Annotated in this window: 16 protein-coding genes; 14 read left to right on the top strand and 2 right to left on the bottom strand. The window is 39.3% G+C overall.

From position 1 onward, the window contains the following. Window position 1 precedes the first annotated feature (1 nt). The 8 genes from ACY3XC_RS03575 (at window position 2) to yajC (ending at window position 6507) form a co-directional block, all read left to right on the top strand. Window positions 2-367, top strand: coding sequence for a VOC family protein (locus ACY3XC_RS03575; RefSeq protein ID WP_464867286.1), 366 nt, complete (start codon window positions 2-4; stop codon window positions 365-367). A gap of 98 nt (window positions 368-465) precedes the next feature. Beyond that, window positions 466-1575: a GAF domain-containing sensor histidine kinase gene (locus tag ACY3XC_RS03570; RefSeq protein ID WP_464867285.1), complete on the top strand. Its 1110-nt coding sequence runs from the start codon at window positions 466-468 to the stop codon at window positions 1573-1575. 11 nt (window positions 1576-1586) lie between these two features. Continuing rightward, window positions 1587-2231, top strand: coding sequence for a response regulator (locus tag ACY3XC_RS03565; RefSeq protein WP_464867284.1), 645 nt, complete (start codon window positions 1587-1589; stop codon window positions 2229-2231). A gap of 108 nt (window positions 2232-2339) precedes the next feature. Beyond that, on the top strand, window positions 2340-2948 hold the full coding sequence (gene ruvA, locus ACY3XC_RS03560) for a Holliday junction branch migration protein RuvA (RefSeq protein WP_464867283.1): 609 nt from the start codon (window positions 2340-2342) through the stop codon (window positions 2946-2948). Between the two features lie 11 nt (window positions 2949-2959). Beyond that, window positions 2960-3961 carry a Holliday junction branch migration DNA helicase RuvB gene (gene ruvB, locus ACY3XC_RS03555; RefSeq protein WP_179157248.1) on the top strand — a complete coding sequence of 334 codons (1002 nt, stop codon included), beginning with the start codon at window positions 2960-2962 and terminating at the stop codon, window positions 3959-3961. A 25-nt stretch (window positions 3962-3986) separates the two neighbouring features. Further along, window positions 3987-5015: a tRNA preQ1(34) S-adenosylmethionine ribosyltransferase-isomerase QueA gene (gene queA, locus ACY3XC_RS03550; RefSeq protein ID WP_464867282.1), complete on the top strand. Its 1029-nt coding sequence runs from the start codon at window positions 3987-3989 to the stop codon at window positions 5013-5015. Window positions 5016-5037: 22 nt separating this feature from the next. Beyond that, window positions 5038-6177 (top strand): tRNA guanosine(34) transglycosylase Tgt, encoded by a 1140-nt coding sequence (gene tgt / locus ACY3XC_RS03545; protein WP_464867281.1) that lies wholly within the window; start codon window positions 5038-5040, stop codon window positions 6175-6177. A 30-nt stretch (window positions 6178-6207) separates the two neighbouring features. Continuing rightward, window positions 6208-6507 (top strand): preprotein translocase subunit YajC, encoded by a 300-nt coding sequence (gene yajC, locus ACY3XC_RS03540; protein ID WP_179157245.1) that lies wholly within the window; start codon window positions 6208-6210, stop codon window positions 6505-6507. Between the two features lie 41 nt (window positions 6508-6548). On the opposite strand, the gene ACY3XC_RS03535 is transcribed toward yajC, so the two are convergent. Next, entirely contained in the window at window positions 6549-6908 is a 360-nt protein-coding gene (locus tag ACY3XC_RS03535; protein WP_464867280.1) for a TIGR04086 family membrane protein, read from the bottom strand. 231 nt (window positions 6909-7139) lie between these two features. Here ACY3XC_RS03535 and ACY3XC_RS03530 point away from each other — a divergent pair, with 231 nt between their 5' ends. Further along, window positions 7140-7802: a DUF421 domain-containing protein gene (locus tag ACY3XC_RS03530; RefSeq protein ID WP_464867279.1), complete on the top strand. Its 663-nt coding sequence runs from the start codon at window positions 7140-7142 to the stop codon at window positions 7800-7802. Window positions 7803-7838: 36 nt separating this feature from the next. Here the strand turns inward: ACY3XC_RS03530 and spoVB are convergent, their stop codons facing one another. After that, window positions 7839-9389, bottom strand: a complete 1551-nt coding sequence (spoVB, locus tag ACY3XC_RS03525; RefSeq protein WP_464867278.1) for a stage V sporulation protein B — start codon at window positions 9387-9389, stop codon at window positions 7839-7841. Between the two features lie 136 nt (window positions 9390-9525). On the opposite strand from spoVB, the gene ACY3XC_RS03520 reads away from it, so the two are divergent. The 5 genes from ACY3XC_RS03520 to ACY3XC_RS03500 all read left to right on the top strand — a co-directional run bounded on the left by ACY3XC_RS03520 (window position 9526) and on the right by ACY3XC_RS03500 (window position 17626). Next, on the top strand, window positions 9526-9822 hold the full coding sequence (locus ACY3XC_RS03520; protein WP_464867277.1) for a post-transcriptional regulator: 297 nt from the start codon (window positions 9526-9528) through the stop codon (window positions 9820-9822). Window positions 9823-9975: 153 nt separating this feature from the next. Next, a complete protein-coding gene (gene secDF, locus ACY3XC_RS03515; protein ID WP_464867276.1) occupies window positions 9976-12240 on the top strand; it encodes a protein translocase subunit SecDF in 2265 nt (754 codons plus the stop codon). A gap of 104 nt (window positions 12241-12344) precedes the next feature. Further along, window positions 12345-14699 (top strand): single-stranded-DNA-specific exonuclease RecJ, encoded by a 2355-nt coding sequence (gene recJ, locus ACY3XC_RS03510; RefSeq protein ID WP_464867275.1) that lies wholly within the window; start codon window positions 12345-12347, stop codon window positions 14697-14699. Next, the gene (locus ACY3XC_RS03505; RefSeq protein WP_464867274.1) at window positions 14699-15211 is read left to right on the top strand and encodes an adenine phosphoribosyltransferase; all 513 of its coding nucleotides are present in this window, start codon (window positions 14699-14701) and stop codon (window positions 15209-15211) included. The genes recJ and ACY3XC_RS03505 overlap by 1 nt, the downstream gene beginning before the upstream one ends. 219 nt (window positions 15212-15430) lie before the next feature. Continuing rightward, window positions 15431-17626 (top strand): RelA/SpoT family protein, encoded by a 2196-nt coding sequence (locus ACY3XC_RS03500; protein WP_179157237.1) that lies wholly within the window; start codon window positions 15431-15433, stop codon window positions 17624-17626. The last annotated feature ends 10 nt before the right edge of the window (window positions 17627-17636 follow it).

Below are 17636 nucleotides of genomic sequence, written 5' to 3'. Positions count from 1 at the left end.
CATGCATTTTCACCATTTCGCAATTGAAGTAAAAGACTTGGAGACATCAATTGCTTTCTATCAAAAGTATCTCTGTCTTCAGGAAGAAGGTAGACTCCAATTCAATAAAGAGGATATTGTCTTTTTAGCAAATAATAATTTCAGGCTAGAACTGATTTCAGGAGAACAACAAAACGTCTCCCAAGGTATTCACATATGTTTTGAAGTCGACAGCGTTCAAGAAATAATGAAGGCCTTTATAGATGATGGGATTTTTGTTTCAGAAGGTCCTTACAAGCTGAAAAATGGCTGGAAAACTGTTTTTTATGAAGGCCCTGACAAAGAGGTAATTGAATTTTTACAGATTAAGGAGAAAGCTGACTATTAATTTATCAGCTTTCTTCCCTGTTTCCTGCTTGCCACGAAGCTTGTGATACGACTATGATTTAATCAATAGATACAGAGATATTGTGCGGAGGAGAGGGCATGTCCAGAAATGAAGAAATCGGGATTTTAAAGGAAATTGCTGAACTTTTGAACGAGGGCGTAGATTCCAAGACAGTATTAGCAGGGGTATTACGAAAACTTTTGCACCTAACCGGACTGCAAACAGGCTGGATTTTTCTAATAGATGAAAAAGGGCAGCATCAACTGGCCGCCAAAGAGGCTTTACCTGAACCATTGGTACAACAAGATCACCTAAGAATGTGTAAGGGTGATTGCTGGTGTGTCAGTCGATACAACAACGGTAGATTAAACAAAGCGGTTAATATCATAGAATGTCAGCGAATTGAGAATGTAATCCTCGAAAATGCAGGTGACACTGGCGGTCTGACCCATCATGCAACTGTCCCGTTAAGAGCGGGGAATGAGCGATTTGGATTATTAAATGTCGGGTCTCCATATAAAACACATTTTCAAAATGATGAATTAGCACTCCTTGAAGCTGTTGCCTTTCAAATTGGAACAGCACTTAAAAGAATCAAATTAACGCAAAGAGAGCAGGAAACTGCTCTCATATCCGAGCGAAATCGACTCGCACGGGATTTGCATGATTCTGTTAATCAGTTACTTTTCTCTTTAAGTTTGACAGCGAGAGCAGGCCGAGAAATGACTGAAAACGAAGAGGTTAAACAAACTTTTGCCTATATTCAAGATCTCTCACAGGAAGCACTAGGTGAAATGAGAGCGCTCATTTGGCAGTTAAAGCCGCAGGGACTTGAAAATGGAATTATTAGTGCCTTAAGAAGCTATGCTGAGATGCTCGGGTTAACCATTGATGCCAAGCTAACGGGAATCTCAAGCTTTCCTGAAAAAATAGAAGAAGCTCTGTGGAGAATTGGACAGGAAGCGCTTGGTAATTGTAAAAAGCATTCACAGGCAACACATGTTTCCTTAGTTTTAATTAGAAGCAGTGATTCTGTAACAATGAAAATTCAAGATCAAGGCTGTGGTTTCTATTATGATGAGAAACTCGAACTGCCATCGTTTGGATTGAACAATATGAAAACACGAACAGAGTCTTTAAAAGGGACATTCCTTTTAAGCAGCGAACCGGGAAGCGGAACAGAGATTCAAATACAGATTCCAATCTAGGGGGAGTAACAATGGGGATTCGTATATTAATCGCAGATGACCATCATGTGGTAAGACGAGGGTTGGCATTTTTTCTAAAAACTCAACGAGATATTGAAATTATTGGTGAAGCGGGCAATGGTAAAGAAGCGGTTGAACTAGCCCGAAAATTAAATCCTGACCTAATTCTCATGGATCTGGTTATGCCGGTGATGGATGGAATACAAGCAACGAAGATCATTAAAACTGAAATGCCGGAAATAAAGATTATGATGCTGACGAGTTTTTCTGACCAGGATCATGTCATCCCAGCGTTAGAAGCAGGTGCGTCTGGCTACCAGTTGAAAGATATCGAACCTGATGAGTTGATACTCTGTATTAAAAAAATCATCGATGGTGAAAATCAGCTTCATCCAAAAGCTACTTCTCATCTACTGGCCAATTTATCAAATAAAGACAAGAAAGATGATAACAAGTTAATTTCTGAGTTAACGAAAAGAGAATTGGATGTTCTCAAAGAAATCGCAAGAGGAAAAAGTAATAAGGAAATTGCTGCCTCGCTGTTTATAACGGAGACAACCGTGAAAACTCACGTTTCAAATCTTTTATCCAAACTTGAATTGGCAGATCGAACTCAAGCGGCCCTTTTTGCGGTAAAGAATCAACTCGTAGAGTGATAAATTACAGAATATTTTTATTCTTTCCTTCATAGACTTCTTTTTCTATTCCTTTAAATTTATGTGATAGAATGGAGAATACATGAAACGCTGAGGGAGAGAAAGCGATTGTACGATTTTATTAAAGGAACCGTTGAGTTTGTTGGTCCTGAGTATATTGTGATTGAGAATAATGGGATAGGCTACCAAATATCAACGCCGAATCCGTTTATTTATTCTGGTAAAATGAATACTAATGTTACTGTCTATACATATCACTACGTCCGTGAGGATTTAATGGCGTTATATGGTTTCGAATCTAGAGAAGAAAAAAAGCTGTTTACGAAATTGTTGAATGTTTCTGGGATTGGCCCAAAAGGTGCGCTGGCCATCTTGGCTTCCGGTGAAGTACAGCAAGTCGTTTCAGCAATTGAAAATGAAGATGAGAGCTTCCTGATGAAGTTCCCAGGGGTCGGCAAGAAAACAGCAAGACAAATGATCCTTGATTTAAAAGGAAAATTACAGGATATCGTTCCGGATTATTTTCCGAATTTATTTAATGCTGATAAATTCGCAGCACAACAATCAACCAATACTGCTTTTGAAGAGGCAGTCCTTGCCTTGAAGGCACTGGGCTATTCTGACAAAGAAGTGAAAAGGATCTCACCAGAGTTAAGAAAAGAACAGCTGTCAACCGACCAATATATTAAAAAAGCCCTGCAGCGGCTTTTAAAATAAGGTGATTATTCATGGATGAGAGAATTATTTCTAGTGAAGCAGACCAGAGCGAAATCTCCTTAGAGCAAAGCCTAAGACCGCAAACGTTAAAGCAATACATTGGTCAAGATCAAGTGAAAAAAAGTCTTGAGATTTTCATTGAGGCTGCAAGACTCCGCAAGGAAACATTGGACCATGTTCTGCTATACGGGCCACCTGGATTAGGAAAGACGACACTTGCAGTCATTATTGCTAATGAAATGGGTGTTAATATCCGGACAACCTCAGGTCCTGCTATTGAAAGACCTGGCGATTTAGCCGCGATTCTTACTGCACTTGAACCAGGTGATGTATTGTTTATTGATGAAATACACCGGCTGCCAAGACAGATTGAAGAGGTGCTATATCCGGCTATGGAGGACTTTTGTCTGGATATTGTCATTGGAAAAGGACCAAGTGCACGTTCAGTTCGACTGGACCTTCCGCCTTTTACGCTTGTAGGTGCTACAACGAGGGCAGGCTCTTTATCCGCACCGCTTCGCGATCGATTTGGAGTTTTGAGCAGACTCGAGTATTATAAGGAAGACCAATTAAAAAATATTGTCTTACGAACAGCAGATTTATTTGAAACTGCAATTGACGAACAGTCTGCTGCCGAGATAGCCAGAAGAGCAAGGGGAACCCCTAGGATAGCCAACCGTTTACTTCGCAGGGTAAGAGACTTTGCACAGGTAAAAGGAAATGGTGAAATAGATATCGACTTGGCTAGGAAGTCTTTAGAGCTTTTGCAGGTAGACAAACTCGGCCTTGACCATATTGACCATAAGCTCCTTAAAGGAATTATTGAAAGATTCAGGGGAGGACCTGTGGGTCTTGATACGATCGCAGCATCTATAGGAGAAGAATCTGAAACGATTGAAGATGTTTATGAACCGTATTTACTGCAAATTGGCTTTTTACAAAGAACACCAAGAGGAAGAATGGTAACAGATTTAGTCTATCGCCATTTCGGCATGGAGCCGCCAAAACAGTAATTTTTGATAAGTAGGGATGTATTTTATGAAGGTAGATTTATTTGATTTTCATTTGCCTGAAGAGCTGATTGCACAAGTTCCGCTTCAAAACCGGACGGATAGCAGGTTAATGGTAGTGAATAAGCAAACAGGCGAATTAAAGCATGAAATTTTTAAAAATATTAGTGAATACTTGCGTGAAGGGGATTGCCTTGTCTTAAACGATACAAAGGTACTTCCTGCACGCCTTTTTGGTGTGAAAAAGGATACTGGGGCCAAAATTGAAGTATTACTGCTGAAGCAGCTTGAAGGCGATCAGTGGGAAACACTTGTGAAGCCAGCAAAGCGTATTAAAGAAGGTACAGAAATTGATTTTGGTGATGGATTACTTACCGCGGTTTGCACAGGAACCTCTGAGCATGGCGGGCGGGTATTGGAGTTTCATTACGAAGGTATCTTTTACGAGATCCTGAATCAATTAGGAGAAATGCCGTTACCGCCGTATATTAAAGAACAGCTTGATGACAGAGACCGGTATCAAACGGTGTTTGCCCGTGAGCCTGGTTCTGCCGCTGCTCCAACTGCGGGGCTCCATTTTACAGAAGAGCTGCTGAATGAAGTGAGAGAAAAAGGTGTTCATGTTGCTTTTATTACGCTTCATGTTGGACTTGGAACGTTCAGACCTGTCAGTGTTGATGATGTTTTAGAGCATGATATGCACTCAGAGTTTTATATGATTACCGAAGGAACAGCACGTTTGCTCAATGAAGTGCGTGAAAATGGCGGCAGAATTATTACGGTCGGTACCACATCAACCCGGACACTTGAGACCATCGCTTCCGACAACAATGGTACGTTCATTGAGAGCAGCGGATGGACAAATATTTTCATCTATCCTGGGTACCAATTTAAGGCTATTGATGGGATGATTACGAATTTCCACTTGCCAAAATCAACGTTGATCATGCTTGTTAGTGCGTTAGCGGGGAGAGAAAATATATTGCATGCCTATACTACTGCTGTAAATGAACGCTATCGCTTTTTCAGCTTTGGCGACGCAATGCTCATCATCTAACGTTAAGGAAGGAGAAATATATTTGACTGCGATTCGATATGAATTTATCAAAACATGTAAGCAAACGGGTGCCCGTTTAGGAAGAGTGCATACGCCGCATGGTTCTTTTGACACGCCTGCATTTATGCCGGTAGGAACTCTTGCTACCGTAAAAACGATGTCTCCAGAGGATCTAAAGGAAATGGGTGCGGGTATTATTTTAAGTAATACCTATCACTTATGGCTTCGTCCCGGAAATGAAATTATTAAGGAAGCTGGCGGTCTTCATAAATTTATGAACTGGGACCGGGCTATTTTAACTGATTCTGGCGGCTTTCAGGTTTTTAGTTTGAGTGAATTTCGAAAAATTGAAGAAGAAGGCGTTCATTTCCGTAATCATATGAGCGGTGAAAAGTTATTTTTATCACCTGAAAAGGCAATGGAAATTCAAAATGATCTTGGTTCCGATATTATGATGGCATTTGATGAATGTCCGCCATTCCCAGCTACATATGAATATATGCAAAAATCAGTCGAGAGAACTTCTCGTTGGGCAGAGCGCTGTTTGAATGCCCATCAACGGCCAAATGATCAAGGTCTTTTTGGAATTGTCCAAGGGGGAGAGTATGAGGAGCTACGTAAACAAAGTGCGAAAGACCTTGTTTCTCTTGATTTTCCAGGATATGCAGTAGGCGGTTTGTCTGTTGGTGAGCCAAAGGATATTATGAATCGTGTACTTGAATTCACTACACCGCTTTTACCTGCGGACAAACCTCGATACCTAATGGGGGTTGGTTCACCGGATTCCTTGATTGATGGGGCTATTCGTGGAATTGATATGTTTGATTGTGTCTTGCCAACACGGATTGCCAGGAATGGAACATTGATGACAAGTACCGGACGACTGGTTGTAAAAAATGCAAAATTTGCAAAAGACTTTGGTCCGCTTGATCCAGATTGTGATTGCTACACATGCCGAAATTACAGCCGCGCCTACATTCGTCACTTAATAAAATGTGACGAAACATTCGGAATACGATTAACATCTTATCATAATCTATATTTTCTGTTAAGATTGATGGAGAAGGTCAGGCAAGCTATCCGAGAGGACCGGCTTGGTGATTTCCGAGAAGAGTTTTTTGAACGTTATGGTTTTAATAAACCGAACGCGAAAAATTTCTAATAGATGCTAGAGTGAAAGGAGGGAAACAACATGCAAGGACTAGGTTCAATCATTCCATTAATATTAATGTTTGTATTATTTTATTTCCTACTAATTCGTCCACAGCAAAAACGTACTAAAGCAGTTGCTCAAATGCAAAACGAATTAAAAAAAGGTGATAAGATTGTCACGATTGGCGGTTTACATGGTTTTGTCGATTCAATCGATGAAAGCAAAGTCGTGATTAAATGTGGAGACGGCAGCCGTCTAACATATGACCGAAATGCGATTCGTGAAGTAACGGAATCAGCAAAAACTACAGCAACAGCAGATGTTTCTTTAGAAAAGTAAGATAGGAAAAAAGGAAGCCAAAATGACTTGGCTTCCTTTTTCTATGCTGTTCTCGAGTTGTTTGTGGCTATATTTACCCCAAGGATTCCACCCATCATCGCAATTAATGTATAGCAAACATGGTAGATAACCTGTTCAACATCAAACAGGCGATCAAATCCTAAATATTGGAACAAAAAGACAATAATGCTGTAAGTTAAGCCTGTTAACCCTCCGATTAGCCAGCCTTTTTGCTTTCGCTTTCCGCCAGAGAGAAATCCTCCTCCGAATAGTGCTATAAAGGAAACTGCGGTTACAATGTATTGAAGTGAGATTTCCCGAACTGATGTAAATCTAAGAATTAATGAAAAAATGAGGCTGCTGACAAGCACAAATAAGAAAATAAAAATTAACCCATACAAAATAGCTGTACCAAAGCTTTTCGATTCTATTTTACTCTCCCCCTTCGGATGCCTTATCTTAGAACTGAAACCCTAAGATAAACAGATTCTTACCTAGTACAAGCATATTCACCTTTTATAAAAGTAGAATAAGAATTTTTACAGTTTAGTGTGTTTTGGGAGATTATTCCTTAAATGATTAAGTCAAAAAAGCGAACAATAATGTAGAATGCGAACAAAGGGGCGACAGTAGTGGACCAACACTTAACGATTATATTTAGGACACTGTTTTTTTACGTACTCATCCTCGTCATATTTCGCTTAATGGGTAGAAGAGAGATAGGAGAGCTAAGCATCCTGGACCTTGTCGTTTTTATCATGATTGGTGAGATGGCTGTAGTTGCCATTGATAATCCTAATAGAAATATATTGCATACGATTATCCCGATGGTTTTATTAATGATTATTCAGCTGGTAATGGCAACCCTCTCATTAAAAAGTAAACGATTTCGAGATCTTGTAGATGGGAAACCAACTATTATTATCAATAGGGGAAAAATCGATGAAGAGGCAATGAGAAAACAACGCTATAATTTTGATGATTTACTGACCCAATTAAGGGAAAAGGATATTAGAAGCATTGCAGACGTTGAGTTTGCGATTCTGGAGTCATCTGGAAGTTTATCTGTCATTGAGAAAATGAATAATAGTGACGGACAGCCCCAGGAAGGGGATATTACCATCCCATTAATTATTGATGGCAGTATTGAAGAAGAAAATTTAACCCGCATTAACAAAACCAATCTATGGCTTCGTCAAGAATTAAAGAAAATGGGATATCGAGATGTTAGAAAAATATCCTTTTGCAGTTTTGAAAATGGCAAGTTCTTTGTGGATATTATGGACGAGGAGTAAGAAGACACGCTATCTGCGTGTCTTTTCCATTCTCTATCAAATCGGAATTAAATTCCGTATGATCGGTATTCTTCTGAGTTCCTCTTTTTTAATGAGGCCAGCGAGTATTAATAGGAAAATGTAGATGAAGCTCATTCCAAAAGCCGCTGACAATACTCTTATCGCTAAATGCTCACCAAGAAGAATGTGATTAAATAACCAATAGCCAATCCAAGCTGAGATGCCCATAATGATGGCTCCTTTTAGGTAATCTCGAATGTGAAAGCTAAAAGAAATTTTCTTTAAGACAGTGGCAAAATGAAGTATTGTTACTAACACGAAACCCACAATAATGCCCAATGCCACTCCTGTTATTCCGAAGGCAGGCTGTGAAGCAAGTAAGAAGATGACAGCTGTTTTGATAACAGCCCCAATTAAACTATTGATCATGGCTGCTCTAGCCAGGTTCAGTGCTTGTAATACTGCCTGAAGCGGACCCTGATAATAATAAAATAAAAAGAATGGTGCCATTATGCGAATAAAGTAAGAGCCTTTTGTTGATCCGTACATGAGCTCCATCAATGGGTCTGCCAGCACATATAGGACAATAACGGACAAACCGCCGCTTAAAAAGGCAAATCGTAATGCTTGCTGCAGCCGATGTTCAATTAATTGATGATTATTTTGTGAATTGGCTTCACTAATGGCTGGGACAAGAGATGTTGCCAATGCATAAGTTATAAACGATGGCAGCATTAATAATGGCATGGCAAAACCAGTTAAAGAACCGTATTGTTTTGTAGCAGCGATGGTGGCAACCCCTGCAATCGCTAAACTATTAACGACAACTATGGGTTCGAAAAACCATGCGACAGACCCGATCATTCTGCTTCCCATGGTAGGCAAGGCAATTTCCATTAACTCTTTGAAGGTTTTCTTTCCAGAATGGACGAATTGGAAAAAATTCTTTCTTAGCTTAAATCGTTTTTTTAATTTAAAGGCAGTTAATAAATAGATCAATGATGCCACTTCACCAATGATTGCAGCTACCATTGCCGCGGCGGCAGCATATTCAATTCCGTAGGGCAGAAAGGCTCTAGTCATAACGGCAATTAGTGTAATTCTCACAAGCTGCTCTAAAATCTGCGAAATAGCGGAAGGGCGCATGTTTTGCCTGCCCTGGAAATAACCTCTTAAAACAGAGGAGATGGCGATAACAGGTACAACGGGTGCAATCGCGATTAAAGGATAAAACGTTCTTGTGTCCGTAAAGAGAGTGGTAGACAGAATAGGTGCTAACAATATGAGAGCTGGAGTAAAGATAAGCGAAAGCGAGATGGTTATGGCCAGAGAAACCACGAGAATTTTTTTAATTTCTTTATGATCTCCTCTAGCTTCCGCTTCAGCAATATTTTTTGAAATGGCGACAGGCAGTCCCATTTGTGTTAAGGTCACAACAAGGATAAAGGTGGGAAAAGCCATCATATAGAGGCCGACCCCTTCTTCACCAATACTTCGAGCTATGACAATTCTGTTAATAAATCCAAGTACTCTCGTAATTAATCCTGCTATTAATAGGATAAAGGTCCCTTTTAAAAACTTCGACATACTACTTCCCACCTTCTCAAAAAAGAAGAATTCATATACAATTAATCTATATGCATAAGGGTGGACAAAGCATGACAAGGTGTTTTTTATTTTAAAGACAGAGATTAGACTTAAATGTCCAGAGGGGGCAACATCATTGGAGAAAAACCACGCTTACAATCATTTTCGGACTCAGGTTGAACCAGCATTAATAAGCAAGCTGGAGGAATTTCGCCTGCTGGGTTACAAAGAAGTTTCAAAAAGTGGACTTTGGGATTTTCTAACAAGAAAGAAATGGAAGAAGGTTAACGAGGAAATAAGAATTTATGAAATTATTGATGATATCCTTTCGGTTAAGGTAAGTGATTACATTAGCTTTACGACTATTGAAACGTATAAAAACCATGATTTTAATCTAGAAGATGAAAATGAAATGAAGGAATTATTAAAATAAAACACAACCTAACTTTTTAATGGACTTCTCTAGAATAAATTGACAGTAATTATAAACTATTTCATAATGAAAGCAATTGATTTTTTATTATTTTTACATAAGGCTGTGACTGGCAGTGCTATGGATTTAGGCCCTAAGGAGGAACATTACATAATGGTTAAGCGCAGTAGAATTATCGCTTTCCTGCTAGTTGTTATACTAATAGGAAGCACAATGGGGGTTACCTCCACAGGTATATTAAAAGACATTAAACTTGGTTTGGACCTGCAAGGTGGATTTGAAGTCTTGTATGAGGTAGAACCTGCCAAAAAAGGTCAGGAAATTAACAAAGAAATTATGGCTAGTACTGCAGAAGCACTTGATAAGCGGATAAATGTTCTTGGTGTAAGTGAGCCAAATATCCAAATTGAAGGTGAAAATCGGATTCGTGTTCAGCTTGCTGGAGTAACCGATCAAAATGAAGCGCGGGAAATTCTATCTACTCAAGCGAATCTTACTTTCCGTGACGCCAATGACCGCGTGATGATGGACGGGGCAGATTTAGCTGAGAATGGTGCGAGCCAGACTTTTGATGAGAACGGGGCACCGAGTGTTTCATTGAAATTAAAGAGTGCTGATACATTCAAAAAAGTTACCGAAGAAATCGTAAAAATGACACCGAAGAATTATCTAGTCATATGGCTTGATTTTGAAGAAGGAAAAGATTCATTCAAAACAGAAATCACAAAAGAAGATCCTAAATTCTTATCCGCTCCAACCGTAAGAGAAATTTTCAATCAAAATACAGTTTCAATCGTAGGCAGCTTCACAGCAGAGGAAGCACAAGAGCTTGCATCACTATTAAATGCTGGTGCACTTCCTGTAAAGCTAACCGAAGTTTACTCCACTTCCGTCGGAGCTAAATTTGGTGAGCAGGCATTAAATGAAACAGTCCTTGCAGGTATAATTGGTATTGCACTTGTCTATTTATTTATGTTAGTTTACTATCGTTTCCCAGGATTCATTGCTACAGTGACATTGTCAATCTACATCTATCTTGTTTTATTAGTGTTTGACTGGATGAATGCAGTACTAACCCTACCAGGGATCGCTGCACTTATACTAGGGGTTGGTATGGCAGTTGACGCCAATATCATCACCTACGAACGAATCAGGGAAGAAATTAAGGTAGGTAAATCAATAAAATCTGCTTTCCAAGCAGGAAGCAAAAGTTCATTTTCTTCGATTATTGACGCTAACTTAACCACGATCCTAACGGCTGCCGTGCTGTTCTTTTATGGGACAAGCTCCGTTAAAGGGTTTGCAACAACATTAATTGTCAGTATTTTAATGAGTTTTGTTACCGCTGTATTTGGTTCTCGTATCTTCTTAGGTATGTGGGTAAACAGTGGATTCCTTAATAAAAAGCCAGGCTGGTTTGGTGTCAAGCAATCAGATATAAAGGATATTGCCGAGAACTATGACACATTAGATTTGCCAACTAGATGGGACAGATTTGATTTTGTAAAGGTTAGAAAACTGTTCTTCATGATCTCAGGTGCTCTATTAGGAATAGGGTTGATTATTCTTCTAGTATTCCGCTTGAATCTATCTATAGATTTTTCAAGTGGTACACGGATAGAAGTACTTTCAGAAAAGCCTTTGACAACCCAACAGGTTGAGGATGCCCTTGAAGACATGAATATTAAAACAGATGACATCCTTATTTCTGGTGAGAATAAAGAAATTGCTTCGGCTAGACTTAAAGGTGTGTTATCGAAAGACGAAATTGCATCGTTAAAAGAAGAATTTAATAAGGAATTTGGTGCAGAGCCAAATGTTAGTACCGTTTCACCGACAGTTGGGAAGGAAATAGCTAAAAATGCTGTGATAGCTTTAATCATCGCCTCCATTGGGATCATTATTTATGTAACGATTCGATTTGAAATGGCGATGGCCATTGCTGCGATTGTTTCCTTGCTGCATGATGCATTCTTTATGATTGTGTTTTTCAGTATTACTAGACTGGAAGTAGACTTAACCTTCATCGCTGCTGTGTTAACCATTGTCGGGTACTCAATCAATGATACAATTGTTACCTTTGACCGTATGCGCGAGAACTTGATAAAGAAAAAACGTCTTAAAACCTTTGAGGATATAGCCGAGGTTGTAAATGTAAGCTTACGCCAAACATTAACACGATCTTTTAACACCGTTCTTACTGTCATGGTAACGATTATCGCTCTCGTATTCTTCGGAAGCGAATCGATCCGCAATTTCTCAATTGCGATGTTTGTCGGATTAATTTCTGGTGTATACTCATCTGTCTTTATTGCTACTAATCTTTGGGTTGTTTTAAAAGCAAAAGAACTGAAAAAGAAAGGTACCATCAAGACTGTAAAAGAGAAGCGAAAGTACTCTGATGAGCCACAAGTTTAATAAATGTTAAAACCGCAGACATTCTGCGGTTTTTTCTATTCTAGATTTAACATTGAAAGGACATGTTTACTCCTGTATAATAGATAAGTCTGAGGGGTGAACGCATGTTAAAGTCAAAAACTAGATGGATTGTTCGGAAATCTGATCAACAACTAGTAAAAACTCTCGAAAACGAATTGAAAATTACGCCACTTGTTGCGTCGCTGCTTATCAACCGCGGAATCAATACCGTTGATTCTGCACGGTATTTTTTATATGGAAAAGAGCAATTTCATGACCCCTATCTATTAAAAGGCATGGATACAGCCGTTAACAGAATTCGGCAGGCAATAGAAAATCAAGAACCTATATTAATATTTGGAGATTACGATGCGGATGGTGTGAGCAGTACAACTGTATTAATGCTTACGCTTAAGGATCTGGGGGCTAATGTCCAATTTTATATTCCCAATCGTTTTACGGAAGGATATGGTCCGAATGAACCAGCCTTTAGGAGTGCAGCTGAATCTGGAATAAAGTTAATTATTACTGTAGATACAGGTATTTCTGCTATACACGAAGCCGGTATTGCGAAGGAACTTGCTGTCGACTTAATTATCACGGATCACCATGAGCCTGGTCCCGTTTTACCGGAAGCATTGGCGATTATTCATCCTAAACTTCCAGATAGTATTTATCCTTTTCGCGAACTTGCTGGGGTAGGTGTGGCCTTTAAATTAGCTCATGCCCTATATGGGGAACTTCCAGAGCATTTGCTCGAAATTGCTGTTATTGGTACTATCGCAGATTTGGTTTCATTAAAAGACGAAAATCGTCTCATTGCCAAAAAAGGTTTAGAAAAACTTAAAATCACAAAAAATAAAGGTCTGAAAGCTATTTTAAAAGTAGCAGGTGTAGACCAACAAAACATTAATGAAGAAACGATTGGCTTTACGCTAGCGCCAAGAATTAATGCTGTAGGCAGATTAGAAAATGCAGACATGGCTGTTGACCTTTTGCTTACAGAGGACCCTTTTGAAGCGGAAGCTCTAGCTCAAGAAATGGACGAATTAAATAAAACAAGGCAGTCAATTGTCAATTCGATTACACTTGAAGCGATTGAAGAGGTTGAAAGAAACTATCCGATTGATTCGAATTCAGTACTTGTAATTGGTAAAGAAGGCTGGAATGCTGGTGTGATTGGCATCGTAGCTTCTAGATTAGTTGAAAAGTTTTACCGCCCGACAATTGTCCTTAGTTTTGACCCTGAAAAAGGCTTGGCAAAGGGTTCAGCTCGAAGTATTGCAGGATTTGATTTATTTAAAAATTTATCAACATGCCGTGATATTCTTCCACATTTTGGCGGACATCCTATGGCTGCTGGAATGACGCTAAAGCTAGAAGATGTTTCAAATCTTCGTCAAAGATTAAATCTTTTGGCTGATGAGCAGTTGACAAAAGAAGATTTTGTTCCAATTACGTTACTCGACCATCAAATAAATGTGGAAGAAATTAGCTTATCCTCATTAGATGAATTAAATCTTCTTGCTCCATTTGGAATGGACAACCCGAAGCCGAAGGTTTTAATCAATAATATCCAAGTATCCACGATGAGAAAGATTGGTTCTGAACAAAATCATTTGAAGGTAATGGTAAATGATAATGGTGCTAACTTAGATGGGATTGGGTTTGGGCTCGGCCAGCTGGCTGACCATATTTCACCAGCCTCAAAAATTTCGATTATTGGCGAATTAGCCATCAATGAGTGGAATAATATCCGTAAACCACAAATTTTTATCCATGATGTTGCCGTTGAATCATGGCAATTATTCGATCATCGCGGGGTCAAACGGATTCACTCGATGGTGAATACCATCCCTAAGGAAAAGCGGACATTTATTATTTTTAACAAAGAACAGCTTGATAAAATGGATTCAGCTCTAACAAGTGAAGCAATACTGATTCAAAATGAAACCGATGCGAAAGCCTTTGATTCTCATCAAGCTAATGTAGTTCTCGTTGACCTGCCGCCATCAAAGGACATACTTTGTCACTTATTTAATGGCAAACAGCCTGCTCGGATTTATGCCTATTTTCATAAAGAATCGAGTGATTTCTTTAGTACTCTGCCAACAAGAGACCATTTTAAATGGTTTTATGCTTTGCTTTTAAAGAAAGGTCCGATTGATTTAGGTCGGCATGGAGATGAAATTGCCAAGCACCGGGGCTGGTCGACAGAAACGATAACCTTTATGTCAAAGGTGTTTTCTGAACTAGATTTTGTTACAATAAACAATGGATTTATTACTTTGAATAAACAATCACAAAAGCGTGACCTAACTGACTCGATTACCTACCAAACGAAACAGTCTCAATATGCACTTGAAAGAGATTTATTATTTTCATCCTTTCAGCAATTGAAAAGCTGGTTTGACGAGGTTATTGAGGAATCAGTTATAATTGAGGAGGCAGTTAAGTAATGGACTTAAAGCAATTTATCGCAATCGTACCGGATTACCCGAAACCAGGAATTACATTCAAGGATATCACTCCATTAATGAACAATGGAGAAGCATATAAGTACGCTACTGACCAAATTGTTGAATATGCGAAAGACAAACAAATTGATTTAATCGTTGGTCCAGAGGCTAGAGGGTTTATTATTGGCTGTCCTGTATCCTATGCTCTGGGTATTGGCTTTGCACCTGTTCGTAAGGAAGGTAAACTTCCTCGTGATACAGTGAAAGTCAGCTATGGATTGGAATACGGAAGTGATGTTCTAACCATTCATAAGGACGCGATTCAGCCAGGCCAGCGTGTTCTGATTACGGATGATCTTTTAGCAACAGGTGGAACGATTGATGCGACCATTCAATTGGTTGAACAGCTTGGCGGTGTGGTTGCTGGAATTGCTTTTCTTGTAGAATTATCCTACCTCGAAGGCCGTAAGAAGCTTGAAGGCTATGACATCATGACATTGATGAATTATTAATAGTAATGAGGGCACTCGTAACTGAGTGCTCTCTTGTTATAAGAGGAGAACTATTTTTTTATTATATTTCGACACTTTTTTCGCAAAATACAGTAAAATAGGTATCAAACCCTTTACAACTGTACTATTTTTTTCGATAATAGTAACATTCATTAGTAACTAGTCTAGAGAGTAATACATTTAATAATAAAAATATAAGATGAAAAATAAGGTGATTTTATGGCGAACGACCAAGTGCTAACCGCCGAACAAGTCATCGACAAGACCAGGGTCTATTTAAACGAGGAGCATTGTGAATTTGTAAAAAGAGCGTACGAATTCGCAAAACATTCTCATCGTGAACAATATAGAAAGTCGGGAGAGCCTTACATTATCCATCCCATTCAGGTTGCTGGTATTCTTGCGGACCTAGAGATGGATCCTGCAACGGTTGCCGCTGGTTTTCTTCATGACGTTGTTGAAGACACAGATGTCACCTTAATGGACATCGAGACTGAATTTAATGACGAAGTGGCCATGCTTGTCGACGGGGTTACGAAATTAGGAAAAATTAAATATAAATCACACGAGGAACAGCAGGCCGAAAACCACAGGAAAATGTTTGTGGCCATGGCTCAGGATATCCGCGTTATTTTGATAAAGCTTGCTGATCGTTTGCATAATATGAGGACGCTTAAGCACCTTCCCGTTGAGAAGCAGCGCCGGATTTCAAATGAAACACTTGAAATCTTTGCACCTTTGGCCCATCGTCTTGGTATTTCAAAGATTAAGTGGGAGTTGGAAGATACTGCTTTAAGATATTTAAATCCACAGCAATATTACCGTATTGTTAACTTGATGAAGAAGAAACGTGCGGAACGAGAGCAATACTTAGTCGATGTTATGGATGAGGTTCGCAGCAGAATGAAAGAAGTGTCCATTAATGCGGAGCTTTCTGGCAGACCAAAACATATTTATAGCATTTATCGTAAAATGGTCCAGCAGAATAAACAATTTAGTGAGATATACGATTTGCTGGCTGTACGAATTGTTGTCAATAGTATTAAGGACTGCTATGCCGTACTTGGTATCATTCATACGTGCTGGAAGCCTATGCCTGGACGATTTAAGGACTATATTGCAATGCCGAAGCCAAATATGTATCAATCTCTTCATACAACGGTCATTGGCCCTAAGGGTGACCCGCTTGAGGTTCAAATTCGGACGTCTGAAATGCACAGGATTGCTGAATTTGGTATTGCGGCCCACTGGGCGTATAAAGAGGGGAAGGCACTTAGTGATACCACTTCTTATGAGCAAAAGCTGACTTGGTTTAGAGAAATCCTAGAATTCCAAAATGATACAGCTAATGCAGAAGAATTTATGGAGTCGCTAAAAATTGATTTATTCTCCGATATGGTGTTTGTGTTTACTCCAAAAGGTGATGTAATTGAATTACCGTCTGGTTCTGTTCCGATTGATTTTGCTTATCGAATTCACTCTGAAATTGGAAATAAGACGATTGGGGCAAAAGTAAACGGTAAAATGGTTACGCTGGATTATCGGCTTAAGACAGGTGACATTATCGAAATTCTTACCTCTAAGCATTCTTATGGACCAAGCCAAGACTGGTTAAAGCTCGCGCAAACTTCTCAAGCCAAGAACAAAATACGTGCCTTTTTTAAGAAGCAGCGCCGGGATGAAAATGTTATTAAAGGAAGAGAACTTGTAGAAAAAGAAATTCGCTCGATGGAATTTGATTTAAAAGAAATCTTAACTGCCGATAATTTGAAGAAGGTAGCAGAAAAGTTTAACTTTGCCAATGATGACGATATGTATGCGGCAGTCGGCTATAATGGTGTAACCGCATTGCAGGTGGCTAATCGATTAACTGAAAAATGGCGGAAAAAGCGGGATCAGGAGCAATCAGCAACCATTACAAATGCGATTTCAGATATGAAGGCTTTCCCTTCAACGAAAAAGAGGGAATCTGGTGTTCGTGTTGCTGGAATCGATAATATGTTAATCCGCTTATCAAGATGCTGCAATCCTGTTCCAGGTGACGAAATTGTCGGCTTTATTACCAAGGGCCGCGGTGTTTCTGTTCATCGTGCAGATTGTACAAATATTGACTCTAATGATGCGCAAACCAGATTAATACCTGTTGAGTGGGAGTCCTCCTTAAATGACCGGAAAGAGTATAATGTTGATATTGAAATTAGTGGTTATGACCGCCGTGGTCTATTGAATGAGGTTCTGCAGGCGGTAAACGAGACAAAAACCAATATTTCAGCTGTTTCTGGCCGATCAGACCGCAATAAAATGGCGACAATTATTATGTCTATTGCCATTCATAATGTCAGCCATTTGCAAAAGGTCGTAGATCGAATCAAACAGATACCAGATATCTATTCCGTTCGCCGGATTATGAATTAAGGAGTATATG

Source organism: Bacillus sp. CZDM1, from assembly GCF_055502545.1.
The sequence above is the reverse complement of the archived record's forward strand: the minus strand, read 5'-3'. Positions and strand labels throughout refer to the sequence as shown.